The following is a 26730-nucleotide window of genomic DNA, read 5'->3' on the forward strand; positions in this document are numbered from 1 at the left end:
CCATGACAGATCGCGACCCCAACGATCCCAAGCCTGCCTCGTCATCGTCCGCCGCGCCGGGCGATAGCCCGGACTCCCAGGCGCAGCCCGACACCGGCGCGCCGCCATCCGATCCCCGCCTGCTGAACCAGATCAGCCGCCGCGCGCGCGTGGCGGCGTGGCGCAAGTCGCGCCAGGCCGGGCGCATCTCGCGCACCACGCTGCGCTATGCCGCGTTCATGTTCGGCGCGGGCTGCGTCGGGCTGTTCTCGCTGGTGTTCGCGTGGATCGCCGAGGTCGCGCTGCACTGGAACCGCCAGCTGACCCAGGCCACGCCGTGGCTGGCGTTCGTGATGCTGCCGTTCGGGCTGGCCGCGCTGCGCTGGCTGACCATCCGGCTGGCGCCCCAGGCGCGGGGCAGCGGCATCCCGCAGGTGATCGCGGCGGTCACCTTGCCGCCGTCGGGCCCGGCGCAGACGCTGCTGGTGTCGTTGCGCCAGTCGATGTGGAAGGTGGTGCTGACCACCGCGGCGCTGCTGGCGGGCGCCTCGGTCGGGCGCGAGGGCCCGTCGGTGCAGGTGGGTGCGGCAGCGATGCTGGCCTGGGGCCGCTGGTGCCAGGAGAAGCTGCGCTTTCGCATCGGCTTTCATCCCAATGCGCTGATCGCGGCCGGCGCGGCCGGCGGGCTGGCGGCGGCGTTCAACACGCCGCTGGCCGGGGTGGTGTTCGCCATCGAGGAACTGGGCCGCGGCACCGCGGTGCGCTGGGACCGCCTGGTGCTGTCGGGCGTGCTGACCGCCGGCTTCCTGTCGCTGGCGGTGCTGGGCAACAACCCGTATTTCGTGGTCAAGGTGCCGATGCTGGGACTGCATGAGGCCTGGGGCCCGGTCCTGCTGTGCGCGCTGGTGACCGGCGTGCTGGGCGGCGTGTTCGCCAAGGCGCTCCAGGGCGGTGTGCCGGCGCTGCTGCCGGCCGCATGGCGCGACTGGCCGGGGCGGCATCCGGTGTGGACCGCGTTCGGCTGCGGCCTGGTGGTGGCGATCCTCGGCTGGGCCACCGCGGGCGCAACCTTTGGCACCGGCTATGAGCAGGCCGCGGCGCTGATCAACGGCGAATCGCAGGCGACGCTGTGGTTCGGCCTGGCCAAGCTGGTGGCGACCGTGGTGTCGTACTTCGCCGGCATCCCCGGCGGGATCTTCACGCCCGCGCTGGCGATCGGCGCGGGCATCGGCGAGAACGTCGCGCATTTCGTCGGCGGCATGGCCGAGCCGCGCGTGCTGGCGCTGGTGTCGATGGCGGCGTTCCTGGCGGCGGCCACGCAGGCGCCGATCACCGCCAGCGTGATCGTGATGGAGATGACGCGCACGCAGGACCTGACGGTGTTCCTGCTGGCGGCGTCTTTGCTGGCGTCGTTCATCTCGCGGCAGTTCTCGCCGCACCCGTTCTACCACCAGGTCGGCCACACTTTCCGGCGCGAGGCCCTGGCGCTGACGCGCAAGGCGCCGGCGGGGTAATGCCGGCGCGGCGCGCGAGTGACGGCGGCGCCGGTGCCATCGGGTAAGCTAGCGCACGCCCCCTTGTCGTTCCTTGCCGTGCGCGCCGCAAGTGAATCGTTCGCCACGATCTCGCCCCGCGCAGGAACAACCCGGCGGGGGCGGGCTCCAACCCGGAGCCTTTCACCAGGAGTCCGTTTTGAAATTCCCCGTTGCCGGGCTGGCACTTGCCGGCCTGCTGGGCGCCGCCGGCGCCAATGCTGCTACCCCCGCTGCCCCTGCCGCCACCCCCGCCTCCGCACCGGCCGCCAAGCCCTCGGCCCAGGCCGAAAACAGCGCGCTGGCGCCGCTGCTGGCCATGCTGGAAATCGGCAACCCGCTGCCGGCGCTGCCCGACTGCGCCGACAAGCGCTCGCCCGACGGCCGCGATGTCACGGGCTATTGCGTCGAACTGAAGGGCGATGGCCTGATGCGCCAGGTTGGGGTGCCGCGCGCGCAGCGCCCGGCGTTCATGGATGGCCCCTATGTGGTGGCCTTTGTCGACCGCAATGCGCTGGTCGGCCTGGTGGTACCGACCGCCGGAGCCAACTCGCAGCAGGCCGCGGCCGACAGCATCAGCGCGCTCTACGGCAAGCCCTTCCGCCAGGAGCAGGAAGACATGCGGGACAAGGCCGGCAAGAACGTCAAGACGCTGCATGCCGGCTGGATGCAGCGGCCGCTGACGGTGGAGTTGTACGCGATGCCGGAAGACCCCAGCACCGGCACCATCGAGATGCTGCTGCCGCAGGCGCGCGCGCTGATGGCGGACAAGGACGCCGAGGTCGACAAGCAGCTCAATCCGGCCTCGGCGCCGGCGGCCAAGGGCAAGACCGCCGCGGCCAAGCCCGCGCCGAAGGCGCCGGCCAAGCCGGAAAAGCCGGGCAGCTGGTAGCAGCACAGGCGGGCGGCGCTGCGCCTGCCGACAGACTCACAGTCCTTCCATCACCTTGTCCAGCCCGCGCACCACGCCGCGCACGGTGTGCACCTTGCGGATCGCCAGCAGCGCGCCGGCAACATAGGGCTTGGAGCCGTCGCCGGCTTCGTGCTTCAGGTGCAGGCGCTGGCCGTCGGCGCCGAAGATCACTTCCACGCCCAGCTGGTAGCCCGGCAGCCGCACCGCGTGCACCTGCGTGCCCGACATGGTCGCGCCGCGGGTCTCCTTCGGTCCGTTGACCTGGTCGACCGGCACCGCCTGCGCGGCGGCCTTGACCTGGCCGAGCCGGTACGCCAGCTCGCGCACCGTGCCGGAGGGGACGTCGATCTTGCCGGCCTTGGCGTAGTCGATGATCTCCCAGTGTTCCAGGTGGCGCGCCGCCATCTCGGCAAATTTCTGCAGCAGCACCACGGTGATAGCGAAATTGCCGCAGGCGAGCACGCCGCGCTCGGCCTGGCGCGCGGCCGCGTCGATCTCGGCATAGTCGTCGTCGGTCAGCCCGGAGGTGCCGACCACCACGTGCGCGCCGTGCGCCAGCGCCTGCAGGATGTTGTGCTTGGCGATGCCGGGCTTGGTGTATTCGACGTAGACGTCGTACGGCGTCTGGCCCAGCGCTTCGATGCTGGCGGCGGCCACGCCCGGGGTATCGGCATGGCCGGTCAGCTGCGCCAGGGTCTGGCCGGCGGCGCCGCGCGACAGGCCCGCCACCAGGGCCATGTCGGCCGCATGGGCCACGCCGCGCGCCAGTTCGCCGCCGGCCCAGCCGGTCACGCCGCCCACGGCGACACGGATCGGATTGCTCATGTTCTGTTGCTCCGCAAAGGCTGATGGGTCTGGCAGCATACCGCGTCAGCCGGCGGCGCGCCGGCGGTCGAGCTTGCGCGCCAGCACGATCGAGGTGGTGGTGTGGTTGACGCCGTCGAGCATGCCGATCTCGTCGAGCAGCCGGTCGAGCCGGTCATGCGTGTCGCAGCGGATCGCCACCAGGTAGTCGACCGGGCCGCTGACGGAATTGACCTCTTCGATCTCGGGCAGCCGCTGCAGCGCGCGCAGGATCGCGGGCGCGGCCTTGGGCTGCACCGACAGGCCGCAATACGCCAGGATGGCGTTGTCTTCCATGCGCTGGCCCAGCCGCACGCCGTAGCCGGCGATCACGCCGCTGCGCTCCAGCCGCGCGATGCGCGCCACCACCGTGGTGCGCGCGATCCCCAGGTGCCGCGCCAGGTTGGCGGCGCTTTCTCGGGCGTTGGCCTGCAGCAGCGACAGCAGGTGGCGGTCGGTGGTGTCGAGTTCGGTCATTGCGTCGGGATGCCTTGCCGTTTCGTTCGATTATGGCGGTTTTTCGTCGTTCTTGTGCCTTCATTGTGTCGGCAGGGCTCTCCATACTCCAGTCAACCGAATCCTTTTTCTTCTTGTGGACGGAGACACCATGCAAGCCTCGAACCTCGGCCGGCAGGCCCCGCGCGAGCTGCCCAAGGCGGCCCGCCCGTTGCACGTGACAGTGCTGGGCGCGGGCAAGATCGGCCGCACCATTGCGGCCATGCTGCACGACAGCGGCGACTACCGCGTCAGTCTGGTCGACCATGACGGGCGCCGCCTCGATGGCCTGCCGCGCGGCGTGCTGGCGCGCGCCGGCGACCCCACCGAGCCTGGCACCTGCGCCGCGCTGCTGGCCGGCGCCGATGCCGTGCTCAACGCGCTGCCGTTCCATGCCGCGATCAGCGTGGCCTCGGTGGCGGCGCGCCTGGGCGTGCATTACTTCGACCTGACCGAGGACGTCGCCGCCACCCAGGCCATCCGCCAGCTGGCGCAGGGCGCGCGCTCGGTGCTGATGCCGCAATGCGGACTGGCGCCAGGATTTATCGGCGTGGTCGGCCACGATCTCGCGCAGCGTTTCCTGCGCGGCGGCGGCGAGCTGCTGGACCTGCAGATGCGGGTGGGGGCGCTGCCGCGCTACCCGAGCAACGCGCTCAAGTACAACCTGACCTGGAGCACCGAGGGACTGATCAACGAGTACTGCAACCCATGCGAGGCCATCGTCGACGGCCGGCGAGTCGAACTGACGGCGCTGGAAGGGCTGGAGAGCTTTGCGCTGGACGGCATCGAATATGAAGCCTTTAATACATCGGGCGGGCTCGGCACGCTGCCCGAGACGCTGGCCGGGCGCGCGCGCCATGTCGACTACAAGTCGATCCGCTATCCCGGCCACTGTGCGCTGATGAAGCTGCTGCTCAACGACCTGCGACTGCGCGAACGCCGCGACTGGCTGCGCGATATCTTCGACCGCGCCATTCCGGTGACCGAGCAGGATGTGGTGATCGTGTTCGCGACCGCCACCGGCTACCCGGCCGGAGGCGAACGCGGGCGCGGGCCGCTGACGCAGGCTTCGTTCTCGGCGCGCATCGGCGGCGTGGACGGTGAGGGCGGCCACGTCAATGCGATCCAGCTGACCACCGCCGCGGGCATCTGCACCGCGCTCGACATGGTGGCCACCGGCGCGTTGCCGCAGGCCGGCTTCGTGCGGCAGGAGTCGATGCCGCTCGACGCCTTCCTGGCCAACCGCTTCGGCCGCCACTACACGCAGCATCCGCTCCAGGAGAGTCTCGTATGAAAGCGCAAGAGTTTGCCGCCTGCTGGGATTCGCTGGGCCTGCCGCGGCCATGGCGCGAGGGCACGCCTGCCGGTGCCGTGACGGTGCGCTCGCCGGTCGACGGCGAGGCCATCGGCCACCTGCCGCCCTGTACGCCGGCGCAGGCCGATGCGCTGATCGCGCGGGCCCACGCGGCGCAGACCACGTGGGCGCTGATGCCGGCGCCGGCGCGCGGCGAGATCGTGCGGCGCTTCGGCGAGGTGCTGCGCGAACACAAGACGGCGCTGGGCCGGCTGGTGTCGCTCGAGTCCGGCAAGATCCTGCAGGAAGGGCTGGGCGAGGTGCAGGAGATGATCGACATCTGCGATTTCGCGGTCGGCCTGTCGCGACAGCTGCACGGGCTGACCATCGCCTCCGAGCGCCCGCAGCACGCCATGCGCGAGACCTGGCATCCGTACGGACTATGCGGCGTGATTTCGGCGTTCAACTTCCCGGTGGCGGTGTGGGCGTGGAATGCGGCGCTGGCGCTGGTGTGCGGCAACGGCGTGATCTGGAAACCGTCGGAGAAGGTGTCGCTGTGCGCGCTCGCCGCGCACGGCCTGCTGGAGCGCGTGCTGGCCGCGGCGGCGGCGCAGCACGGCGGCATCTCGGCGGTGCTGCCGGGCGGACGCAACCTGGGCACCCACCTGGTCGAGCACCCGGCGGTGCGGCTGGTCAGCGCCACCGGCTCGACCCGCATGGGCCGCGAGGTCGGCATCGCCTGCGCCGGGCACTTCAAGCGCTGCATCCTGGAGCTGGGCGGCAACAACGCCGCCATCGTCGCGCCCTCGGCCGATATCGAGCTGGCGGTGCGCGCCATCACCTTTGCCGCGGCCGGCACCGCGGGGCAGCGCTGCACCACGCTGCGCCGCTGCTTTATCCATGCGGACCTGATGGACACCATGGCGAGCCGGCTGATCACGGTGTTCGACCGGCTGCCGGTCGGCGATCCGCTGGCAGACGGCACGCTGGTCGGCCCGCTGATCGACAGCGCCGCCGGCGACGCCATGGCCAACGCGCTGGCGGCGTGCCGCGCGCAGGGCAATATCGTCACCGGCGGCGAGCGCCTGCTGGCCGACCGCTATCCGCATGCCTGCTACGTGCGGCCCGCGCTGGTGATGACCGACGCGCAGCACGACACCATGCTGACCGAGACCTTCGCGCCGATCCTGTACCTGATGCCGTACACCTCGCTGGACGAGGCCATCGCGCTGAACAATGCCGCCGCGCACGGGCTATCGTCGTGCATCTTCACCGAATCGATGCGCGAGGCCGAGCGCTTCCTGTCGTCGGCGGGCAGCGATTGCGGCATCGCCAACGTCAATATCGGCACCAGCGGCGCGGAAATCGGCGGCGCCTTCGGCGGCGAAAAGGCGACCGGCGGCGGCCGCGAATCAGGCTCGGATGCGTGGAAGGGCTATATGCGCCGCGCTACCAACACCATCAACTACGGCGATTCGCTGCCGCTGGCACAGGGCATCCGCTTCGAAATCTGACGGCATCCCGGGGGCGGCGGCATGGCGCGTAGGGAACGGTAACAAGCGTTACACGGCTTTGACGCCGTATTACGCGTTCCGCCCGTATAACGTCAGCAAGGCAGGCACATGCCCGTTGCGACCCCAAGGATGAAATGATGAGAATGCTGACGATTGGACTGGCTGCCGGTGCGGCATCGGTGACCCTGCTGGGCGGCTGCGCCGTCTATCCCACGCCCGCCGGCCCGGCGGTCGGTCCTGCGCCGGTGTACGTCGCGCCCGCGCCGGTGGTGGTGGCGCCGCGTCCGTACTACTACGGCGGGTACGGGTACTATGGCCGCGGCTATCGCCGCTGGTAATCGGATCCCGGTAACCCGGGGGCCGGACTCAGTTCCCGGCCGCGTCGCCGGCCCGGGCGTTCAGCCCGCCCCAGCTGGGTGCGAGGGTCTGCCCGATCTGCGGCAGGTCCACCAGGTCCAGCACGCGCCCGACCGTATGGTCAACCAGTTCGGCAATGCTTTGCGGCTTCTGGTAGAAGCCCGGCACCGGCGGGAACACGATCCCGCCCATTTCCGTCACCGCCGTCATGTTGCGCAGGTGCGCAAGGTTCAGCGGCGTTTCCCGCACCATCAGCACCAGCTTGCGGCGTTCCTTGAGCGTGACGTCGGCGGCGCGGGTGATCAGGTTGTCCGAGAAACCATGCGCGATTGCCGCCAGCGTGCGCATCGAGCACGGCGCCACCACCATGGCCTGGGCGCGGAACGAGCCGCTGGCGATGGTCGCGCCGATGTCGCGCACGTTGTGCACCACGCTGGCCAGCGCTTCGACCTCGGCGCGGCCGATGTCCAGCTCGTGCTGCAGGTTCATCACGCCGGCCGGCGAAATCAGCAGGTGGGTTTCCACCGCGGGCGCCGCGCGCAGCACCTGCAGCAGGCGCACGCCGTAGATGGCCCCGGTGGCGCCGGTGATGGCGACGATCAGCCGTTGCGGTGTGCCGCCAGCCCCGGACATGGCGGGACTCAGCCCTTCAGCAGGGTTTGCAGTTCGCCGTTCTGGTACATCTCCATCATGATGTCCGAGCCGCCGATGAACTCGCCGTTCACATAGAGCTGGGGAATGGTCGGCCAGTTGGCGTATTCCTTGATGCCCTGGCGGATGCCTTCGTCGTCCAGCACGTTGACCGTGGTCGGCGCATCGACGCCGCAGGCCTTCAGGATCTGGATGGCGCGGCCGGAGAAGCCGCACATCGGGAATTGCGCGGTGCCCTTCATGAACAGGACTACCGGGTTGCCCTTGACGATCTGGTCGATCTGTTGCTGCACGTCGCTCATGGTTTGCTTTTCAGTGGGGCGAAGCCGTGTCGCGGGCGCCGCCTGGGGAGGAAGGGATACCGTGCGGCCGGGCCGCACGGCGGGAATCTGACGCCGATTTTACCGGAATCGCCGCGGCGCTTCAGGGTGCCGCGGACGTACCGGCGGGTTGCGCGCCCGGCCAGCGTCCGCCGGTGCAGCGCTCCAGCCCGGCCAGGTCGCGCGCGGTGAAGACCTCGTCGAAGCCGCCGGCTTGCAGCAGCAGGCGCGTGGCCGCCGCCTGGTCATAGCCGTGTTCCATCAGCAGCCAGCCGCCCGGCAGCAGCCGCGCGCCGGCGCCGCCGACGATGGCGCGCAAGTCGGAGAGGCCGTCGTCGTGGTCGGTCAGCGCGTCGATCGGCTCGAAGCGCAGGTCGCCTTCGGCCAGGTGCGGGTCGCCCGCGGCGATATAGGGCGGGTTGCTGACGATCAGGTGGAAGCGCAGGTCCGGCGGCAGCGCCGCGTACCAGTCCGAGACCAGGAACTCGATATGCTCGGCGCCCAGCGCGCGGGCATTGTCCTGCGCCACCATCAGCGCGCCGGGCGAGATGTCGGTGGCCCAGACCCGCGCGTCGCGCCGCTCACGCGCAAGCGTCACGGCAAGGATGCCGGAGCCCGTGCCGAGGTCCAGCACATTGGGCTGCGGCACCGTGGCCAAGCGCGCCAGCGCGGCTTCCGCGGCAACCTCGGTATCGGGGCGCGGGATCAGCACGTCGGGCGTGACCCGGAACTTGCGGCCGAAGAACTCGCGTTCGCCGATCAGGTAGGCCATCGGCTCGCCCGCCAGCCGTCGCGCCAGCAGCGTCGCAAACGCGTCGCGCTGCGCGATGGTCAGCACGTCGGTGTCGCGCGTGATCAGCTGCGTGCGGCTCAGGCCGGTGACATGGGTCAGCAGCATGCGCGCTTCCAGCGCAGGCAGGCCGGCCATGGCGGCGAGGGTCTGGGCCTCGCGCAGCGTGGGGGTTGCCGGCAGCGCGGTGGAGTCGGGGGTGGACATCGAGTGGGTAAAAGACGGTTCTGGTGCCGGCTACAAAAAACCCCACCGGTGCGGGACCTGGCGGGGCTTTGGGGCGGTGCTCTGGTGAAACTTCCGGCTTCGTGCCAGTGTACCGCTCATCCGCGGCGGCGGGCGCAATGCCCCCGCCGGGGCGATTACTTATTGACGGCGTCCTTGGCTTTGTCCGCGCCGGCGTTGACGGCATCCTTGGCGGCCTGCTTGGCATGCTCCATGGCGTTGCCGGCGTCTTCCTTGGCCTTCTCCGCGGCGGCGGAAGCGTTGGAGGCGGCGTCGCTGGCGGCAGCCTTGGCGGCATCTGCGGCGTTGCTGGCGGCAGCGGCGGCATCGCTTGCGGCGGCCTTGGCGGATTCCGCGGCGCTTTGCATCGCGCTCTCGGCGTTCGAGGCGGCGGGCGGCGCTTCTTCCTTCTTGCTGCAAGCGGCCATGGCCGCGGTGATCATCAACAGCGCGAGCAGTTTTTTCATGATTTCGTCCTAACTATGTTCTCGGGAGTGACTACCCGGCACCATTCTCCGTTTGCCGGTCGAAATCGATTATAGACAGCGACTTTACCCCCGCCAGTGCTGTTTCAAGCATTTACAACAGATACAAAGACATAGGCGACTTTACGCGTTGTTCATCGCCGAAGCCTCGACTGGGTGTCATAAAGGCGCGCTCAGGCGTCTTCGCCCAGCGCCGCCAGCTGGTCCGCCTGATGCTCGGCGGACAGCGCCGACAGCAGCTCGTCCATGTCGCCGTCCATGATCATGTCGATCTTGTACAGCGTCAGGTTGATGCGGTGGTCGGTCACGCGGCCCTGCGGGAAGTTGTAGGTGCGGATGCGGTCGCTGCGGTCGCCCGAGCCGATCAGGTTGCGCCGGGTGCTGGCCTCGCGCGCCTGCGCGGCGCGCGCCTGCATGTCCTTGATGCGGGCGGCGAGCACCTTCATCGCCTTGTCCTTGTTGCGGTGCTGGCTGCGGTCGTCCTGGCACTCGACCACGATGCCGGTGGGCAGGTGGGTCAGTCGTACCGCGGAATCGGTCTTGTTGACGTGCTGGCCGCCCGCGCCGGAGGCGCGGAAGGTGTCGATGCGCAGGTCGGCCGGGTTGATCTCGACCTCGCCGACCTCGTCTGCTTCGGGCATCACGGCAACCGTGCAGGCGGAGGTATGGATGCGGCCCTGCGCCTCGGTCGCGGGCACGCGCTGAACGCGATGTCCGCCCGATTCGAACTTCAGCCGCGAAAACGCGGCATCGCCGGCGATCCGGATGATCACTTCCTTGTAGCCGCCCAGGTCTGATTCCGATTCGCTCATGACCTCGACCTGCCAGCGCTGCCGTTCGGCATAACGCGTGTACATCCGCAGCAGATCGGCGGCGAACAGCGCGCTCTCCTCGCCGCCGGTGCCGGCGCGGATTTCGAGCAGCAGGTTGCGGTCGTCGTTCGGGTCCCTGGGCAAAAGCAGGCGCTGCAGGCTGGCCTGCAGCGCTTCGAGCCGGTCGCGCGCGGCGGCGATCTCGTCGGCGGCAAAATCCTTCATCTCCGGATCGTCGAGCAGGGCCTGCGCGGTGGCGAGGTCGTCCTGGGCCTGCCGGTACTGGCCGTATTGCTCGGCCACGGGCGACAGCTCCGCATGTTCGCGGCTGAGCTTGCGGTACTGGTCGATATTGGCGGTCGCGTCTTCGCGCGCGAGCAGGGCGTTGACTTCGTCGAGTCGCTCGGCCAGTTGGTCGAGCTTGGCAAGCATGCTGGCTTTCATCGGGGCGGACAGGGAAATGGGGTGGGCCGGGCCGCGCGTGCGATGGCGGCGGCGAAGGCGTGCCGGGCGCGGGGCGCCGGCAAGGCGAGCGCGGCTAGCGCTCGGAGTGGCTGCTGTGGCGGAACAGGCCCGGCACCAGGCGCAGCAGCGCCTCGCGGTCCTCGCCCTGAGTGTGGTTGAGCGCGTGCGTGGGGCCGTGCAGGAACTTGCGCGTGAGCGCGCCGGAGAGCGCCTCGAGCACGGCCTGCGGATCGTCGCCGCGCGCCAGCATGCGGCGCGCGCGCTCCAGTTCGGCCTGGCGGATGGCTTCGCCGCTGCTCTGCAGTTCGCGGATGACCGGCACCACGCTGCGGGTTTCCAGCCAGTGCATGAAGTTCTGCACGCGGCTTTCGATGATGGCTTCGGCCTGCGCCACCGCGGCCTGGCGCAGGGCGTTGCCTTCGCGCACGACCGCGCCGAGGTCGTCGACGGTATAGAGGAAGACGTCGTCCAGGCGCGCGACTTCGGGCTCGACGTCGCGCGGCACGGCCAGGTCGACCATCATGATGGGGCGGTGCTTGCGCCGCTTGACCGCGCGCTCCACCGCGCCCAGGCCGATGATCGGCAGCGAGCTGGCGGTGCACGACACCACGATGTCGAACTCATGCAGGCGTTCGCCCAGTTCCGACAGGCGGATCGCGTTGGCCGTCAGGCCCTGGCCGCTGAGCTGCTCGGCCAGCTTTTCGCCACGTTCCACGGTGCGGTTGGCCACCACGATCTGGCGCGGCTGCTGCGCGGCAAAGTGGGTGGCGCACAGCTCGATCATCTCGCCCGCGCCGATAAACAGCACGCGCTGGGTCGAGACGCTTTCAAAGATCCGCTGTGCCAGCCGCACCGCTGCCGCGGCCATCGACACCGAATGCGCGCCGATCTCGGTCTGCCCGCGCACTTCCTTGGCCACCGCGAAGGTGCGCTGGAACAGCTGGTTCAGGTACGTGCCGAGCGAGCCGGCTTCGCCGGCGGTGCGTACCGCGTCCTTGAGCTGGCCCAGGATCTGGGTCTCGCCCAGCACCATCGAATCCAGCCCGCTGGCCACGCGGAAGGCGTGGCGCACGGCTTCGGACTGCGGCAGCGCGTACAGGTGCGGGGCCAGTTCGCCGGCGGGCACGTTGTGGTGCTGCGACAGCCAGCGCAGGGTGTGCTCGAAGCCATCCGTGCCCGGCGTCAGCACGTCGGTCGCGCAGTAGATCTCGGTGCGGTTGCAGGTGGACAGGATCGCGGCTTCGGTGCCGCTGCGCCCCGACAGGTGGGAGCGCAGGGCCCCCAGCGCCGGCTTGATCTGCTCGAGCGGAAACGCCACCCGCTCGCGCAGCGAGACGGGTGCCGTAGTGTGATTGATGCCGATCGCGAGCAGTTGCATTGTTGGGGACTGGTGTGGCCCGGAGCGCGGCCGGACCGGATGTCATTATACCGCCGGGACCGATCATTGCAGTCGCCCGCCGCGGTAGGTGGCAGGGGCAACGGATTGCAGTATCGTTACGCCGCGGCCGGTTGCCGGCTGTGATGCGGACAACACAGGAGAAGCGGATGCTGGGCACCTTGATCGTGGGTTTGCTGGTCGGACTGGCGGCACGCCGGTTGCACCCGGCAGGGCGCGTGGTGACCCTGCCGGCCGCGCTGGTGCTGGGCGCGGCGGGCGCGGCGGCGGCTTTCTACACCGGCCGCGCGCTGCATTGGTTTGTCGACGGCCAGCTCAGCAGCTGGCTCGCGGTGATCGCCGGGTCGGCGCTGCTGGTGGGGTTCTGGGGCACGGTGCGGCCGCGCGGACGGTAAATACTGAACCGACTTTCCGGTCAGGAATCTGCACGCGGCTTGATCCCGGTCAGTCGGCCGCCTTGCCTGGCGTCAGGCCCTGGCGGCCAGCAGGCGGCGCAGCACCCCGCTGGAATAGTGACTGGCCACGTCGGTCAGGAATGCCGAGAAATCCACATGCGCGGTGTCGTCGGCGCGGTCCGAGATGGTCCGCATCACCGCGTAAGGCACGCCATATTCATGGCAGACCTGTGCCACCGCCGCGCCTTCCATTTCTACCGCCAGCAGGCCGGGCAGCCGCTCGCGCAACTCCGCCACCGCGGCGGGCGAGCCGATGAACTGGTCGCCGCTGGCGATCATGCCCCGGTGCAGGGTCGGCGCCGCGACGCCAAACTTCTCGCGCACCGCGCGCGGCACGTCGACGGCCAGGTCGTCGCGCAGGAAATCTGCCGCGGCGGCATGCAGCTCGGCCGTCAGCGCCGCATCGGCCGGGAATTCGGCGCGCTCCAGCAGCGGCACTTCATGGCGGCCGAAGAACGGGCGCGCGTCCAGGTCATGCTGCAGGGTGCGATCGGCGATGACGATGTCGCCCACCTGCGTGGCCGCGCCGATGCCCCCGGCCAGGCCGGTAAAGACGATCTGCGTGGCGCCCAGCTCGCGGATCAGCGTGACCGTGGTGGCCGAGGCCGCCACCTTGCCCATGCGCGCCAGCACCAGCACGCACGGCTGCCCGTACAAATGGCCGCTGTAGTAGTCGCGCATGCCGATGGTGCGTACGGTGGCGCGGCTGTCGTCATGGCGCATGGCGGCGACAAGGCCGTCGACTTCATCGTGGATGGCGGCAAGGATTCCGAGGGTCATGGGGCGTGGGCAACTTGGACAAGGGCCACAGCATACCCGGCCCGCGCAGGCCGGGCCTGGATGGAGCGCGAGCGCACGCCCCCTCCCACGCAACAGGTGCGGCCCAGGTATCACTTTGCTAAAGTCGCCGTCATTCCAGCACGCAAGGGCGAGCATGCAAGCAACCCGCATCGGAGCAAATGGCCCGGACCAAGAAGCCGTTGGCGAGCGGCGCGCCATCCGCCAGGCGCTGGCCCACTGGCGCGCGCTGGGCCGCCTCGCGCCGGCGGCGGTCGCGGCGCCGTGGGCGCGCACCGAACCGGACGCCGCGGACTGGCGCCGCTGGCTCGATACCGCGCTGATGGCGCTTGGCACAGCGCTGCTGTGCGCCGGCGTCATCGTGTTCTTTGCCTTCAACTGGCAGGACCTGCACAAGTTTTCCAAGTTCGGCCTGCTGGCCGGCGCGATCACGCTGCTGGCCGGCCTTGCCTGGCTGCGCCCGGCGGGCGATGCCGTCGGCCGGGCCGCGCTGGGCGGCGCGCAGGTGGTGGCGGGCGTGCTGCTGGCGGTGATCGGCCAGACCTACCAGACCGGCGCCGACCCCTGGCAACTGTTCGCGCTGTGGGCGCTGCTGGCGCTACCGTGGGCGCTGGCGGCGCGCGCGGCGCCGCACTGGTGGCTGGTGATCGTGGTCGGCAACATGGCGCTGCTGCGGTACTTCAGCCTCCGCTTCGGCGTCGACGGCGTGTTCTCGCTGCTGTTCGATTCGCGTCACGTGCGCACCGCCACGCTGGCGTTGCTGGGCGCGGTGGCGCTGCAGCTGGCGCTGTGGCAGCTGCTGTGCGCACAGGCGCCTGCGCTCGGCTCCGCGGGCTGACCGGCGGCCGCATGCTGGCGGCGCTGGCGTGCCTGCATGCCGGCTCGCTCGGGCTGGCCAGCCTGCTGCGCAGCGACTTCGACGGCGCCGCCTTCGCGCTGGCGGTGCTGGCGCTGGCCGCGCTGGTCTGGTGGTTCCGCTGGCATGCCTTCGACATCGTGGTACTGAGCCTGGCCTGCCTGACCGGCATCGTGCTGGCCGTCGCGGCCATTGCCAAGGTGCTGTTCGAGGGCAAGGACGATTTCGGCGCCTTCCTGCTGCTTGGCCTGCTGACCATCGGCCTGGCCGCCGCCGCGGCCGCGTGGCTGATGCGGGCCTGGCGCCGCCAGCTGGAGCAGGCATGAGCAACGTATTGCAGACCGAGCAACGGCTCTGGCAGCAGCTCGCCGCACGCGGCGAGGTACAGGGCGAGCCGCCCGCGCATCCCCACACGCCGTGGGCGGTGCGCTGCCTGATGGGCGCGGCGGGCTGGCTGGGCGCCTTGTTCTTCCAGTTCTTCCTGGTCGGCACCGTGTTCGTTGCCGCGCGCGAGAACGGCGTGGCGATGGCCGTCACCGGGCTGGCCATGATTGCGCTGGCCGCGTTGCTGTACTGGCGCGGCGGCGGCATCGCCGCTGGGCAGTTCGCGCTGGCGGTCAGCCTGAGCGGGCAGGGCATGGCCGTGTTCGGCCTGACCGAGGCGCTGGGCTTCACGCGCGTGGCCGAGAGTGCCGGCTTCTGGGCCGCACTGGCGCTGTTCGAGGCCGCGCTGGCCTGGCTCGTGCCCAACCGGCTGCACCGGCTGCTGTGCGGGCTGGGCGCGTGGATCGGGCTGGCCGGCGCGGTGCATCTCGCCATGGCCGGCGGCAAGCAGGAGGACTGGCTGTTGCTGACCTGGTCGCTCGGCTGGCTGGTGCCGCTCGGCGCTGCCCTGGCGGCCGGCTTCACGCTGGCCGAGGCGCGCCTGTGCGCGGACGGCCGCCATGCGCTGCTGGAACCGCTGGCCGACGCGACGCTGCTGTTCACGCTGGCGGCGGCGCTGGTCGTTACCGGCATGAGCCATCCGCTGGCCTGGCTGGAGGGGCCGGAAGCGGCGCGCATCCCGCTGGCGCACTGGGCCGCGGGCGGACTGCTCACGGTGATGCTGGCCGGCTTCGCGCTGGCCGAATGCCGCCGCCTGGGGCTCGGCCAGGCCATGCAGGGCGCCGTGCCGGGCGGCCTGGTCGCGTTCGGCGCGCTGATGGCAGCGGCGCCCGCGGTCGTGGCCGGCGTACTCGCGCTCGGGCTGGCGCTGCGGCGGGCGTCGATGCCGTGGCTGGGGCTGGGCGTCACCAGCATCGCGATCGGCTTCATCTGGTACTACTCGGCGCTGCACTGGACCCTGCTGGCCAAGTCGGCCACCCTCGCCGCCGCCGGCGTCCTGCTGCTCGCCGGCCGTTACTGGCTGCTGCGTCGCGCACAGATGGAGGCCGCATGAAACGCTGGATCCTGATCGCCTGGGCGCTGACGCTGGCGCTGGCCGCCGTCGGCATCGCCGGCAAGGAGCGCCTGCTGGCGCACGGCGACGTCGTCTTCCTCAGGCTCGCGCCGGTCGATCCGCGCTCGCTGATGCAGGGCGACTACATGGCGCTGAACTTCGACATCGGCAACCAGATCCGCGCCGCCCGGGCTCAGGACGCCCAGGTGCCGCGCGACGGCGTCGCCGTGATCCGCCGCAATGAACAGGGCATTGCCAGCTTCGTGCGCGTGCACGGCGCCGAGCCGCTGGCGCCGGGCGAGCAACTGCTGCGCTACCAGACCGCGCGCTCGCGCTGGGGCGGCATGCAGGTGCAGGTGTCGACCGATGCGTATTTCTTCCAGGAGGGGCAGGGCGAGCGGTTCGCGCAGGCGCAGTATGGCGAGTTCCGCGTGGGGGCGGACGGGCAGGCGCTGCTGGTGGGGTTGCGGGGGAAGGGGATGGAGAAGTTGTAAGGTCCCCTGTCCTGTCGCATCAAATTTGAATGCACTCGTCAATGCAGGGCTTCCGCTGCTAGCAGAATGGCCATCGAAATCATCAATCCGCCCCCAATGATGTTGAAGAGCCTTAGCCTTTTCCCGCTGAATAATGTGCTCGAACTCGCGCCATGAGCGGCGGCGACCCACGCCGCATCTATGACCAATCCCAGGCCAATCGGTATCAGTGAAAAAACTAGCAAGTAGGCGATCGGACTTTCCGCCCCGTCGCCCATAAAGCTGGGGACTATCGAGCCAAACATAATCAGTGCTTTTGGATTGGTCGAGCCCACGATGATTCCTGCAACCAATGATTGCTGGCTCTTTTGGGGATTGCTTTTTCCTCCTGCCAGCATAGGTCTGGAAAAGAGCAAATATTGAAAGCCGATGCCTAGCAAGACTACGGCGCCTAGCAGTCGAATGAAAATCAAGACATGGTCGGAGCGCATCAGCAGCGAGCCGATTCCCATCGCTACGATCACAGCAACACAATAGGTCCCGATCGCATTGCCGATCACACCCCGTAACGCATTTCTCCGTCCCACTGCTATCGTTTGCCCGACAAGGAACATGATGCTCGGGCCTGGCACGGCGATCAGCACAGCGGAGGTCAGCACGAGCCCCAGAACGCCATTGAATGCAGTTAGCTCTACAGGCATGGATAGTCCTTTCTATCGACCTGGCTCAGGTCGGCGTCACGCTGTTCATCAGTCATTCTGCCCCGGCTTGTGGCCGGGGAGAAGGTCTTAGAGTTGTGCTCTCATAAGCAACGCCAGGGGTTGGCTGCACTCGCAGTGTCTCGGCAACTTCTTCATAGCGCATTCGCTAGGCGTGATTTTTACGAGCGAAATTAGTTGGCCGCATACAGGATGGCGGTCCCATTGTCCGCCGACACTCATGCTGGACAGCGCAGAAGGAAATGAATGTGAGATGAGTCCCCAAAGCAGTACTGAAATTTCCGAACTTGCTTGGGATGTGACTGTGCCGCTGCCGTGAGGAAAAAAAAGCCCAGCAGTTGCTGGGCTTTTGGTTGGTTTCGAGATGTCGTGAGACATCCCGAATCAACAGCTTTGGCTTAGACGTTGAACAAGAAGTTCATCACATCCCCATCCTTCACCACATACTCCTTCCCTTCCGCCCGCATCTTGCCGGCTTCCTTCGCGCCGGTCTCGCCCTTGAAGCTGATGAAGTCTTCATAGGCGATGGTCTGCGCTCGAATAAAGCCGCGTTCGAAATCGGTGTGGATCACGCCGGCTGCCTTGGGGGCGGTGTCGCCGACGTGGATGGTCCAGGCGCGCACTTCCTTGACGCCGGCGGTGAAGTAGGTCTGCAGGCCGAGCAGCTTGAAGCCGGCACGGATCACACGGTCCAGGCCGGGTTCTTCCATGCCCAGGTCGGCCAGGAATTCGGCCTTGTCGGCGTCGTCGAGGTCGGCGATCTCGGCTTCGATGGCGGCGCAGACGGCGACCACGGGGGAATCGGTCTGCTTGGCGTATTCGCGCACCGCGTCCAGGTGCGGGTTGTTGTCGAAACCATCCTCGCGCACGTTGGCCACGTACATGGTTGGCTTGGCGGTGATCAGGCAGAACGGGCGGATCGCATCCCACTCTTCCGGCGCCAGGTCCAGGGTGCGCACGGCCTTGGCCTGGTCCAGCACGGACTGGGCCTTTTCCAGCACGGCGACCAGGCGCTGGGCTTCCTTGTCGCCGGCGCGGGCCGGCTTGACGTAGCGCGCCAGCGCCTTCTCGACGGTGGCCAGGTCGGCCAGCGCCAGTTCGGTGTTGATGACTTCGATATCCGACAGCGGGTCCACACGGCCGGCCACGTGGATCACGTTGTCGTCCTCGAAGCAGCGCACCACGTGGGTGATGGCATCGCATTCGCGGATATTGGCCAGGAACTGGTTGCCCAGGCCTTCACCCTTGGAGGCGCCCGCCACCAGGCCGGCGATGTCGACGAACTCGACCGTGGCCGGCAGGATGCGCTCCGGCTTGACGATCTCGGCCAGCTTCGCGAGCCTCGGATCCGGCACCTCGACCACGCCCACATTGGGCTCGATGGTGCAGAAGGGATAGTTTTCGGCGGCGATGCCGGCCTTGGTCAGGGCATTGAACAGCGTGGACTTGCCGACGTTGGGCAGGCCGACGATGCCGCATTGGAGGCTCATGGTTTGGTCTTCGGAATCAATGGGTTGCGTGATGCCACCGGGTCCGCGCAGCCGTCGCGGGCGCGGATCGCGCGCTGCCGCCAGGGGAGGGCTTCGGGACGAGACAAAGACATCACATCGCGCGGGCTCGGCGAGGTTGCACGCCTTTGCCACGGAAAACCGCAATTGTAACCTTTTGGGGGCAGGGCACGGTGGAGTGACAGGGCGGCCTGGCAAACAAGACGGCCAAGGGGTCAGCCTTGGCCGTGCATCGTGGACTGGTGCCAGATCGTCAGGGTAGCGATCAGGCGCCGTCGGCAAATCCGTCCCGCATGTCCGTGGTCTTCGCGCCGTCGGTAAACATGTCGCGCTGGTCCACGGTTCGTGCGCCATCGGTGAAGCTGTCGCGCGTACGCGCGCCGTCGGTGTAGACATCAAACTTCGAAACCTTCGCGCCATCCGTGTAGACGTCGCGAGGACCGGTACCCCCGAATGCCGTGCCCATGGCTCCAGCGGCAGCGACGGCAATCAATAGTGATTGTTTAATCATTGGTCCACCTCCCTTCAGGTGGTGAGTTCCCCGGCCAGAAACATTTCGTTTCAATATAGGCCCGAGCCCATCCGCGGGCGGCAAGGCCCATCCTATTGTTTTGTTCTAAGGCTTATGACCTGCGGATATAAGGATCGGGCCAACCAGATGGGTACTGTCGGAGGGTTGCCCGTATGTGTCCGATGCGCTGGGCGGGCCACTTTCGCACGGGCGGACCGGCTTGGACGGGGCTTCGGAGTGACGTGGCTATAATCCAGCAATGACCCGATCCCACGCGTCCGCGCGACCTGCCGCGCGCAAATCTTCCGCTTTCCAGGTTGCCGTCGTCGGTGGCGGCATCGTCGGCAAGTCCTGCGCGCTGCTGCTGGCCCAGCAGGGCATGGACGTCGCGCTGATCGCGCCGAAGCCGGCGCGCGCCGCGGCCAGCGCCGGGCCGGATGACTGGGACAGCCGCATCTACGCCTTCTCCGCCAGCTCGCAAGCGCTGCTCGAGCGCATGCGCGTGTGGGAGGCGCTGGACCCGGCGCGGATCCAGCCGGTGCGCGACATGCGCGTATTCGGCGACGTCAGCGCCGCCGAGACCTCGCCCAGCTTCGACGGCGACCTGCATTTTTCCGCGTATGCCGCGGCGGTGCCGCAGCTGGCTTGGATCATCGAGTCGCGGCTGGTCGAGCGCGCGCTCGACACCGCGCTCGGCTTCCAGCACCAGGTGACGTGGCACGACGGCACCGCCAGCGTGTGCGAGCGCGACCCCGACGGCATCACCCTGACGCTGGACAACGGCGGCAAGGTGCGCACCGCGCTGGCGATCGGCGCCGACGGCGCGCGCTCGTGGCTGCGCCAGCAATGCCATATCGGCGTCAGCACGCGCAAGTACCGCCAGCTTGGCGTGGTCGCCAATTTCGCGTGCGAGCGGCCGCACCATGAAACCGCCTGGCAGTGGTTCCTGGGCGCGCCGGAAAAGCTGATGGCCGACGAGGAGCCCGCCAACGGCGAGGTGCTGGCCATGCTGCCGCTGCCGGACAACCATGTGTCGATGGTCTGGTCCGCCGACGAGGCCCACGCGCGCGAACTGCTGGCGCTGTCGCCCGAGGCGCTGGCCGCCACGGTGATGCAGGGCGCCAGCGGCGCGGTCGGGGCGCAGTTCGGCACGCTGCGCTGCGTGACCTCTGCGCAGGGCTTCCCGCTGGTGCTGCAGCGTGCCGACCAGTTCGTGCAGCCGCACGTGGCGCTGGTGGGCGACGCCGCCCACGTGGTGCATCCGCTGGCCGGCCAGGGCATGAACCTGGGCCTGCGCGACGTCGCGGAACTTGGGCGCGTGATGGCCGACAAAGAACCTTTCCGCAGCGAAGGCGACCTGCGCCTGCTGCGCCGCTACGAGCGCGCGCGCGCCACCGACCTGTTGTCGCTGACCGCCGCCACCGACGGGCTGCACCGGCTGTTCTCGCTGCCGGGCAGCGTGGCGCGGGTGGTGCGCAATACCGGCATGCGCGCGGTCGGCGGACAGACGCTGCTCAAGCGCTTGCTGATCGGGCGCGCGCTCGGCTAGGTTCGCACGCACTGTCCGCTCCCCCGTACGCCCCCTTACCGAATCCCCTGGAGTCCACATGTTCCCATCCCTGCGCCGCCGTCCCGCCCTCTACGCCACGCTCACCGCCATCGCCGGCGGGCTGGCCGCGGCCGGCTTCGCGCTGCACGCCATGGCGGCGGGCGAGCCCGGCACCGACCGCATCAAGGAGTCGCTGCAGAAGATGCTGGGCGGCCGCGCCGAAGTGAAGAGCGTCGGCAAGACCCCGGTGCCGGGCCTGTTCGAAGCCAATATCGGCGGCCAGGTGGTGTACACCGATGCCACCGGCCGCTACATCCTGAACGGCGAGATGATCGATACCCGCACCGGCACCAACCTGACCGAGGAGCGGCTGGCCGAGATCAACCGCATCAAGTGGTCGGACCTGCCGCTGGCGCGCGCGATCAAGTGGTCCAAGGGCGATGGCAGCCGCCAGATCGCGGTGTTCTCCGATCCCAATTGTGGCTACTGCAAGCGCATCGAGCAGACCTTCCAGCAGATGGACAACATCACCGTGTACACCTTCCTGTACCCGGTGCTGTCGCCGGATTCGGAGACCAAGTCGAAACAGGTCTGGTGCGCGGCCGACCGCACCAAGGCCTGGCGCGACTGGATGCTCAAGCAGGTGGCGCTGACCGGCAACGGCAGCTGCAAGACGCCGCTGGAAGAGAACCTGGCCTTGGGCCACAGCATGAACGTGACCGGCACTCCGGCGGTGTTCTTCACCGACGGCACCCGCATCCCCGGCGCGGCGGACGTCGCCACGCTGGAACGCAAGCTCGCCAGCATCAAGAAATAAACGTGCGCCGGACCTGTCCCGGCTCGAGCGACGGCCGGACCTGTCCGGCCGTTGTGCTTTCTGCCTTTCCCCTCATTGCATGCGATCGCCGCCAGGCGACCAAGGAGACACCATGACTTTCCAGGCAGTGCTGCTGACCCAGGCCGACGGCGCCGCCCAGGCCCACCTGGCCACCCTCGACGAAGCCCAGTTGCCGGCCGATGGCGACGTGCTGGTTGCCGTCGATTACTCCACCATCAACTTCAAGGACGGCCTGGCCATCACCGGGCGCTCGCCGGTGGTGCGCAAGTGGCCGATGGTGGCGGGCATCGATGGTGCCGGCACGGTGCTTGAGTCCGCGCACCCGCGCTGGAAGGCCGGCGACAAGGTGGTGCTGAACGGGTACGGCGTGGGCGAGACCCACTGGGGCTGCCTGGCGCAGCGCGCGCGCCTGAAGGGCGACTGGCTGGTGCCGCTGCCCGCCGCCTTCACCACGCGCCAGGCCATGGCGATCGGCACCGCGGGCTATACCGCGATGCTGTCGGTGCTGGCGCTGGAGCGCGGCGGCGTCAACGGTCCGGTGCGCCCCGGCGACGGCGAGGTGCTGGTGACCGGGGCCTCGGGCGGGGTCGGTTCGGTGGCGATCGCGCTGCTGAGCAAGCTGGGCTACCAGGTGGTGGCTTCCACCGGCAAGACGCGCGAGGCGGATTTCCTGAAGGCGCTGGGCGCCGACGACGTGATCGACCGCGCCGAGCTGGGCGTGCCCGGCAAGCCGCTGCAGAAGGAACGCTGGGCCGCGGTGATCGATTCGGTCGGCTCGCACACGCTGGTCAATGCCTGTGCGCAGGTGCGCTACGGCGGCGTGGTGACGGCGTGCGGGCTGGCGCAGGGGCTGGACTTCCCGGGCTCGGTGGCGCCCTTCATCCTGCGCGGCATCACGCTGCATGGCATCGACAGCGTGATGGCGGCGATGCCGCTGCGCGAACAGGCCTGGCAGCGCCTGGCCAGCGACCTGGAGCCGGACCGGCTCAATGCGCTGACGCGCGAGATCGGCCTGGGCGAAGCCATCGACGCCGGCCGCAAGATCATGGAAGGCGCCATGCGCGGGCGCGTGGTGGTGGATGTGAATCGCGGCTGAGCAGCACCAGGCCGCTTTGCCGGCCTTCCCCCGCGCCTCCCCGCGTCGGCGCTGCATCCAGCGCCGACGTTACAATCCTGCCCATGACGCCGATCCGCTACGCCATCGCCCCGCTTCAGCCTGAAGCGCACCTGTTTGCCGTTACCGTCACCGTGAGCGAGCCCGATCCGGCCGGGCAGTGTTTCTCGCTGCCGGCGTGGATTCCCGGCAGCTACATGATCCGGGACTTCGCGCGCAATATCGTGCGCATCCGCGCCGACGCGGGCGGGCGCGAGGTCAGGCTGAGCAAGCTCGACAAGCAGCGCTGGCAGGCCGCGCCGGTCTCCCTGGCCGACGGCCCGCTGACGCTCAGCTACGAGGTCTACGCCTGGGACCTGTCGGTGCGCGCCGCGCACCTGGACACCACCCACGGCTTCTTCAACGGCAGCTCGGTGTTCCTGTGCGTGGAGGGGCAGGCCGAGCGGCCCTGCACCGTCGACATCCACGCGCCCGCGGGCGAGGCCTACCGCGACTGGCGCGTGGCCACCGCCATGCGCGAGGCGCCGGGACGCGACGGGGCCAAGCGCTATGGCTTCGGCCGCTACCTGGTGGCCGACTACGACGAACTGGTCGACCACCCGGTCGAGATGGGCACCTTCCAGCTGGCCAGTTTCCGCGCCTGCGGCGCGCAGCACGACGTGGTCTTCACCGGGCGCGTGCCGCAACTGGATCTCGAGCGCGTGTGCCGCGACCTGAAGCGCATCTGCGAGACCCAGATCCGGCTGTTCGAGCCGCGCACCGCGCAGGCGCCGTTCCTGGACAGCAACCGCCGCTACGTGTTCATGACCATGGTCACCAGCGATGGCTACGGCGGCCTGGAGCATCGCGCCAGCACCGCGCTGATCTGCTCGCGCAACGACCTGCCGGTGCGCGGCAACAGCGAAACCAGCGAGGGCTACCGCACCTTCCTCGGGCTGTGCAGCCACGAGTATTTCCACACCTGGAACGTCAAGCGCATCAAGCCGGCCGCATTCGTGCCTTACCGGCTGGCGCAGGAAACCTACACGCCGCTGCTGTGGCTGTTCGAGGGCTTTACCAGCTACTACGACGACCTGGTGCTGGTGCGCTCGGGCTGCGTCACCGAGGCGCAGTATGTCGAGATGCTGGCCAAGACCTGGAACGGCGTGCTGCGCGGCAACGGCCGCACCAAGCAGAGCGTGGCCGAAAGCTCGTTCGATGCCTGGACCAAGTACTACCGCCAGGACGAGAATGCGCCCAACGCCATTGTCAGCTACTACACCAAGGGCGCGCTGGTGGCGCTGGCGCTGGACCTGACCATCCGCGACAAGACCCGCGGGCGGCGCTCTCTCGACGATGTCATGCGCGCGCTGTGGCGCAGCTATGGCCGTGGCTTTTATGCGCCGGACGCGGTGCAGCGCGGCGTGACCGAGGCCGAGGTCCATGCGCTGTTCGATGAAGTCACGGGCCTGCGCATGGGGCCGCTGCTGCGTGCGCTGACCGAAGGCACCGGCGAGTTGCCGCTGCCGCCGCTGTTCAAGGCGTTCGGAATCAAGGCCGAGGCGCAGAAACCGGCGCGCACCGCCGCGCTGGGGATCAAGGTCAAGACCGAGGACGGCTGGGTGCGCGTGACCCAGGTGCTCGACGGCGGCGCCGCGCAGGCCGCAGGGCTGTCCGCAGGCGACCTGCTGGTTGCCGTCGACGGCGTGCGCATGGCGCCGGGCCAGCTCGACAAGCTGCTGGCGCGCTACCGCCCCGGCGACCGCATCGAGCTGCACGCCTTCCGCCGCGACGAGCTGCAGGCGCTGCCGGTGACGCTGGCGCGCGAGCCGGCGGCGCAGTTCAAGCTCAAGGCGGAGGGCGGGCGGCATGCGGCGCGCTCGCGCTGGCTGGGCCAGTGAGCTAGTCTTCTTTCGCCGCGACACCAGACCACGCCACCGCTGTCCACCGCCCCCGCTGCATGCAATACGCGCACGATCCCCGCACCTTCCTGTATTCGCACTATGTGTACCGGGGGCTGCGCTCGGCCACGGGCGTGATCGGCGCGACGCTGATCGCGCTGCATTTCAGCGACCTGCCCACCGCCATGGTGGTGTCGATGGGCGCGCTGTGCACCAGCCTGATGGACCTGCCGAGCCCGCTGAACCACAAGTTCAACGAGATGCTGGCCAGCGTGCTGCTGTGCAGCGTGGTCACGCTGGTGGTGGCGCTGGCCACGCCGTTCCCGCGCGTGATGCCGTTCCTGCTGGTGCTGGTGACGTTCATGGCCGGCATGATGACGGTGTACGGCAACAAGACGCTGCCGCTGCAGTTCGCCGCACTGTTCGTGATGACGCTCACGATCAACGAAGACTTCCTGGTGCGGCGCGCGCTGGAACATGCGGCGCTGTTCAGCGTCGGTGCGGTCGCCTATCTTGGTTACGCGATGCTGGTGAGCTGGGTCACCGAGCGCCGCACCCGGCAGCAGGTGCTGGCCGAATCGCTGTACGAGCTGGCGGGCTACCTTGAAATCAAGGCCGGCTTCTACGACGCCGGCAATGACTTCGAGGCACAGTTCAACCAGCTGGTGCGCCAGCAGATCGTGGTGGCCGAGCGCCAGCAGGCCGCGCGCGACCTGGTGCTGCGCGGCAACCGCACCCCCCACGATGGGCTGCTGGTGCAGGTGCACCTGCGCATGCTCGACCTGTACGAGTACATCCTGTCGACCAACACCGACTATCCGATGCTGCGCCAGACCTTCGCCGGCACGCCGGTGCTGGACCACCTGCGCGGGCTGGTGATGCAGATGTGCAAGGACGTCGAAGAGATCGCCTACGAGGTCACGCGCGGGCGCGGCTCGTACGCCACGGTGGAATACCGCGCTGGCCTGCGCGCGGTCGAGGCCGAGATCGCGCAGCTGCGCCACCACCATATCAACCCGGCGGCGATGACGGCGCTGGTCGAGACGCTCGACATGATGCGCGGCGCGATCACGCTGATCGGCCAGCTGCACGAGGCCTCGCGCACGCCGGTGGAACCGGCCAAGGTGCTGCCCGGCTCCGACATGACGCCGTTCCTGACGCGCCAGAAGTACGAGCTGAGCGTGCTGCGCGACAACCTGAAGTGGACTTCGCCGGCGTTCCGCTTTGCGCTGCGGGTGTCGATGGCGGTGGCGCTGGGCCTGTGGATTGCCGAGCGCCTGCCTTATGTGTCGCACAGCTACTGGATCCTGCTGACCATCATCGTGATCCTGAAGCCCAACTTCAGCATGACCAAGCAGCGCTACAACGACCGCGTGATCGGCACGCTGATCGGCTGCGTGGTCTCGGTCGCGATCCTGAAGGTGGTGCACCAGCCGCTGATCCTGCTGGGCGTGCTGTTCCTGTCGCTGGTGGCCAGCGCCGCCTTCGTCACCATCAAATACCGCTACACCGCGATCGCCGCCTGCATCCAGGTGTTGATCCAGATCCACCTGCTGATGCCGAACAGTCCCACCGTGGCGGGCGAGCGGCTGGTGGATACGGTGATCGGCGGCATCATCGCGTCGCTGTTCAGCTTCGTGCTGCCGAGCTGGGAGTACCGCGCCATCCCCAAGCTGGTCGAGGCCGTGCTGCAGGCCAACCGCCGCTATATCGCCGCCACGCGCGACCTGCTGCTGCGCCGGGCCAAGGATGACTTTGCCTACCGCGTGCAGCGCAAGCAGTTCATGGACAACCTGTCGGCGCTGATCTCGTCGTTCCAGCGCATGCTGGACGAGCCCAGGAGCCGGCATCGCGCGGTCGACAACCTGAACCGCTTCATCGTGCAGAACTACCTGGTGGCCGCGCACGTGGCCGCCGCGCGCATCCAGGTGCGCCAGCACTACGATGAGCTCGATATCCCGGCCGCCGAGGCCGCGATCGAGCAGGCCACCGAGGCCGCCAGCCACAGCCTGCAGGTGGCCAGCGAACGGCTGCACGCCGACGAGCGCGGCGGCGGCCGCGGCGCAGGCTTCATCCGCAAGGCGCCGGCGGAGCGCAAGGAGGCCGTCCCGGTGGAAGCCGACAAGCCGGTTGCGGCGGCAGTCGAGGCGGCGCCGGAAGCGCTGGCTGAAGCGACCCCTGATCAGGTCGTCGAAACCGTCACGCCCGAAGCGGCCGAAGCCGAGGAAGACGCCGCCGCGGAACGCCGCGCGCGCCTGGCCGATTCCGCCGACAAGCGCCGCACCGACACGCTGGTGCAGGCCGCCGCGGCGGGCGAGTCGAGCGAACAGGCAGGGGTGACGTCAAGCTCCACCGGCCGCCCCGCCAACGCGGTGCTGGAGCGCCGGCTGCGCGCGCTGCGCGAGGACGCGGCCAAGATTGCGCTGCGCACCGGAGCGATCGGGCGGGCGATGCGGGCGCGGTCGTAGAGATCCGGAACCGATTGTTTTCTCCCCTCTCCCGCTCGCGGGAGAGGGGAGA

Annotated in this window: 25 protein-coding genes and 1 pseudogene; 14 read left to right on the forward strand and 12 right to left on the reverse strand. The window is 68.9% G+C overall.

Annotated elements, in window-relative coordinates; genetic code table 11:
* Window positions 1-2: 2 nt before the first annotated feature.
* The gene (locus AC3FMM_RS23165) at window positions 3-1493 is read left to right on the forward strand and encodes a chloride channel protein (protein ID WP_116313152.1); all 1491 of its coding nucleotides are present in this window, start codon (window positions 3-5) and stop codon (window positions 1491-1493) included.
* Between the two features lie 178 nt (window positions 1494-1671).
* A complete protein-coding gene (locus AC3FMM_RS23170; protein WP_488687543.1) occupies window positions 1672-2403 on the forward strand; it encodes a hypothetical protein in 732 nt (243 codons plus the stop codon).
* 36 nt (window positions 2404-2439) lie between these two features.
* On the opposite strand, the gene dapB is transcribed toward AC3FMM_RS23170, so the two are convergent.
* Both dapB and AC3FMM_RS23180 read right to left on the reverse strand, forming a co-directional pair.
* On the reverse strand, window positions 2440-3249 hold the full coding sequence (gene dapB / locus AC3FMM_RS23175) for a 4-hydroxy-tetrahydrodipicolinate reductase (protein WP_115711005.1): 810 nt from the start codon (window positions 3247-3249) through the stop codon (window positions 2440-2442).
* A 45-nt stretch (window positions 3250-3294) separates the two neighbouring features.
* A complete protein-coding gene (locus tag AC3FMM_RS23180; RefSeq protein WP_010809873.1) occupies window positions 3295-3744 on the reverse strand; it encodes an Lrp/AsnC family transcriptional regulator in 450 nt (149 codons plus the stop codon).
* Window positions 3745-3874: 130 nt separating this feature from the next.
* Here AC3FMM_RS23180 and AC3FMM_RS23185 point away from each other — a divergent pair, with 130 nt between their 5' ends.
* The 3 genes from AC3FMM_RS23185 to AC3FMM_RS23195 all read left to right on the forward strand — a co-directional run bounded on the left by AC3FMM_RS23185 (window position 3875) and on the right by AC3FMM_RS23195 (window position 6908).
* Entirely contained in the window at window positions 3875-5056 is a 1182-nt protein-coding gene (locus AC3FMM_RS23185; protein ID WP_116313149.1) for a saccharopine dehydrogenase family protein, read from the forward strand.
* Complete coding sequence (gene amaB / locus AC3FMM_RS23190; RefSeq protein WP_115681249.1) at window positions 5053-6570, forward strand: L-piperidine-6-carboxylate dehydrogenase; 1518 nt, start codon at window positions 5053-5055, stop codon at window positions 6568-6570. Before AC3FMM_RS23185 ends, amaB begins: the two co-directional genes overlap by 4 nt.
* Before the next feature lie 143 nt (window positions 6571-6713).
* Window positions 6714-6908: a hypothetical protein gene (locus tag AC3FMM_RS23195; protein WP_112776756.1), complete on the forward strand. Its 195-nt coding sequence runs from the start codon at window positions 6714-6716 to the stop codon at window positions 6906-6908.
* Window positions 6909-6936: 28 nt separating this feature from the next.
* On the opposite strand, the gene AC3FMM_RS23200 is transcribed toward AC3FMM_RS23195, so the two are convergent.
* The 6 genes from AC3FMM_RS23200 to hemA all read right to left on the reverse strand — a co-directional run bounded on the left by AC3FMM_RS23200 (window position 6937) and on the right by hemA (window position 12053).
* Window positions 6937-7560, reverse strand: coding sequence for a UbiX family flavin prenyltransferase (locus AC3FMM_RS23200; protein ID WP_012354020.1), 624 nt, complete (start codon window positions 7558-7560; stop codon window positions 6937-6939).
* Between the two features lie 8 nt (window positions 7561-7568).
* Entirely contained in the window at window positions 7569-7880 is a 312-nt protein-coding gene (gene grxD, locus AC3FMM_RS23205; RefSeq protein ID WP_012354019.1) for a Grx4 family monothiol glutaredoxin, read from the reverse strand.
* A gap of 121 nt (window positions 7881-8001) precedes the next feature.
* Window positions 8002-8895, reverse strand: a complete 894-nt coding sequence (prmC, locus tag AC3FMM_RS23210; protein ID WP_116313147.1) for a peptide chain release factor N(5)-glutamine methyltransferase — start codon at window positions 8893-8895, stop codon at window positions 8002-8004.
* A gap of 155 nt (window positions 8896-9050) precedes the next feature.
* Complete coding sequence (locus AC3FMM_RS23215; protein ID WP_018005248.1) at window positions 9051-9380, reverse strand: hypothetical protein; 330 nt, start codon at window positions 9378-9380, stop codon at window positions 9051-9053.
* A 191-nt stretch (window positions 9381-9571) separates the two neighbouring features.
* Window positions 9572-10654 carry a peptide chain release factor 1 gene (gene prfA, locus AC3FMM_RS23220; protein WP_092317999.1) on the reverse strand — a complete coding sequence of 361 codons (1083 nt, stop codon included), beginning with the start codon at window positions 10652-10654 and terminating at the stop codon, window positions 9572-9574.
* Window positions 10655-10748: 94 nt separating this feature from the next.
* On the reverse strand, window positions 10749-12053 hold the full coding sequence (gene hemA, locus AC3FMM_RS23225) for a glutamyl-tRNA reductase (RefSeq protein WP_115710996.1): 1305 nt from the start codon (window positions 12051-12053) through the stop codon (window positions 10749-10751).
* 167 nt (window positions 12054-12220) lie between these two features.
* Between hemA and AC3FMM_RS23230 the strand changes: the two genes are divergently transcribed.
* Window positions 12221-12466 (forward strand): hypothetical protein, encoded by a 246-nt coding sequence (locus AC3FMM_RS23230; protein WP_115710994.1) that lies wholly within the window; start codon window positions 12221-12223, stop codon window positions 12464-12466.
* Between the two features lie 72 nt (window positions 12467-12538).
* Here AC3FMM_RS23230 and AC3FMM_RS23235 read toward each other — a convergent pair whose 3' ends face one another.
* The gene (locus AC3FMM_RS23235; RefSeq protein ID WP_115705009.1) at window positions 12539-13306 is read right to left on the reverse strand and encodes a 5'-methylthioadenosine/adenosylhomocysteine nucleosidase; all 768 of its coding nucleotides are present in this window, start codon (window positions 13304-13306) and stop codon (window positions 12539-12541) included.
* 154 nt (window positions 13307-13460) lie between these two features.
* On the opposite strand from AC3FMM_RS23235, the pseudogene AC3FMM_RS23240 reads away from it, so the two are divergent.
* The 3 genes and pseudogenes from AC3FMM_RS23240 to AC3FMM_RS23250 all read left to right on the forward strand — a co-directional run bounded on the left by AC3FMM_RS23240 (window position 13461) and on the right by AC3FMM_RS23250 (window position 16112).
* Window positions 13461-14506 (forward strand): annotated as a pseudogene (locus AC3FMM_RS23240) (DUF2157 domain-containing protein).
* Complete coding sequence (locus AC3FMM_RS23245; protein ID WP_488687544.1) at window positions 14503-15618, forward strand: DUF4401 domain-containing protein; 1116 nt, start codon at window positions 14503-14505, stop codon at window positions 15616-15618. The pseudogene AC3FMM_RS23240 and the gene AC3FMM_RS23245 overlap by 4 nt, the downstream one beginning before the upstream one ends.
* Window positions 15615-16112: a GDYXXLXY domain-containing protein gene (locus tag AC3FMM_RS23250; protein WP_414248710.1), complete on the forward strand. Its 498-nt coding sequence runs from the start codon at window positions 15615-15617 to the stop codon at window positions 16110-16112. The genes AC3FMM_RS23245 and AC3FMM_RS23250 overlap by 4 nt, the downstream gene beginning before the upstream one ends.
* Window positions 16113-16150: 38 nt before the next feature.
* Here the strand turns inward: AC3FMM_RS23250 and AC3FMM_RS23255 are convergent, their stop codons facing one another.
* The 3 genes from AC3FMM_RS23255 to AC3FMM_RS23265 form a co-directional block, all read right to left on the reverse strand.
* On the reverse strand, window positions 16151-16792 hold the full coding sequence (locus AC3FMM_RS23255; protein WP_488687545.1) for a LysE family translocator: 642 nt from the start codon (window positions 16790-16792) through the stop codon (window positions 16151-16153).
* Window positions 16793-17208: 416 nt separating this feature from the next.
* Complete coding sequence (gene ychF / locus AC3FMM_RS23260) at window positions 17209-18300, reverse strand: redox-regulated ATPase YchF (protein ID WP_115705000.1); 1092 nt, start codon at window positions 18298-18300, stop codon at window positions 17209-17211.
* A gap of 283 nt (window positions 18301-18583) precedes the next feature.
* Complete coding sequence (locus AC3FMM_RS23265; protein ID WP_115681238.1) at window positions 18584-18829, reverse strand: hypothetical protein; 246 nt, start codon at window positions 18827-18829, stop codon at window positions 18584-18586.
* 259 nt (window positions 18830-19088) lie between these two features.
* Here AC3FMM_RS23265 and AC3FMM_RS23270 point away from each other — a divergent pair, with 259 nt between their 5' ends.
* The 5 genes from AC3FMM_RS23270 to AC3FMM_RS23290 all read left to right on the forward strand — a co-directional run bounded on the left by AC3FMM_RS23270 (window position 19089) and on the right by AC3FMM_RS23290 (window position 26678).
* Entirely contained in the window at window positions 19089-20378 is a 1290-nt protein-coding gene (locus tag AC3FMM_RS23270) for a UbiH/UbiF family hydroxylase (protein ID WP_115710982.1), read from the forward strand.
* Between the two features lie 58 nt (window positions 20379-20436).
* Window positions 20437-21195, forward strand: a complete 759-nt coding sequence (locus AC3FMM_RS23275; RefSeq protein WP_115710980.1) for a DsbC family protein — start codon at window positions 20437-20439, stop codon at window positions 21193-21195.
* A 112-nt stretch (window positions 21196-21307) separates the two neighbouring features.
* Window positions 21308-22312, forward strand: coding sequence for an acrylyl-CoA reductase (NADPH) (gene acuI / locus AC3FMM_RS23280; protein ID WP_488687546.1), 1005 nt, complete (start codon window positions 21308-21310; stop codon window positions 22310-22312).
* An 83-nt stretch (window positions 22313-22395) separates the two neighbouring features.
* Window positions 22396-24210, forward strand: a complete 1815-nt coding sequence (locus AC3FMM_RS23285; RefSeq protein WP_488687547.1) for a M61 family metallopeptidase — start codon at window positions 22396-22398, stop codon at window positions 24208-24210.
* 59 nt (window positions 24211-24269) lie between these two features.
* Window positions 24270-26678, forward strand: coding sequence for an FUSC family protein (locus AC3FMM_RS23290; protein ID WP_116313142.1), 2409 nt, complete (start codon window positions 24270-24272; stop codon window positions 26676-26678).
* Window positions 26679-26730 lie beyond the last annotated feature (52 nt).

It is taken from the genome of Cupriavidus sp. 207A1, assembly GCF_057798955.1.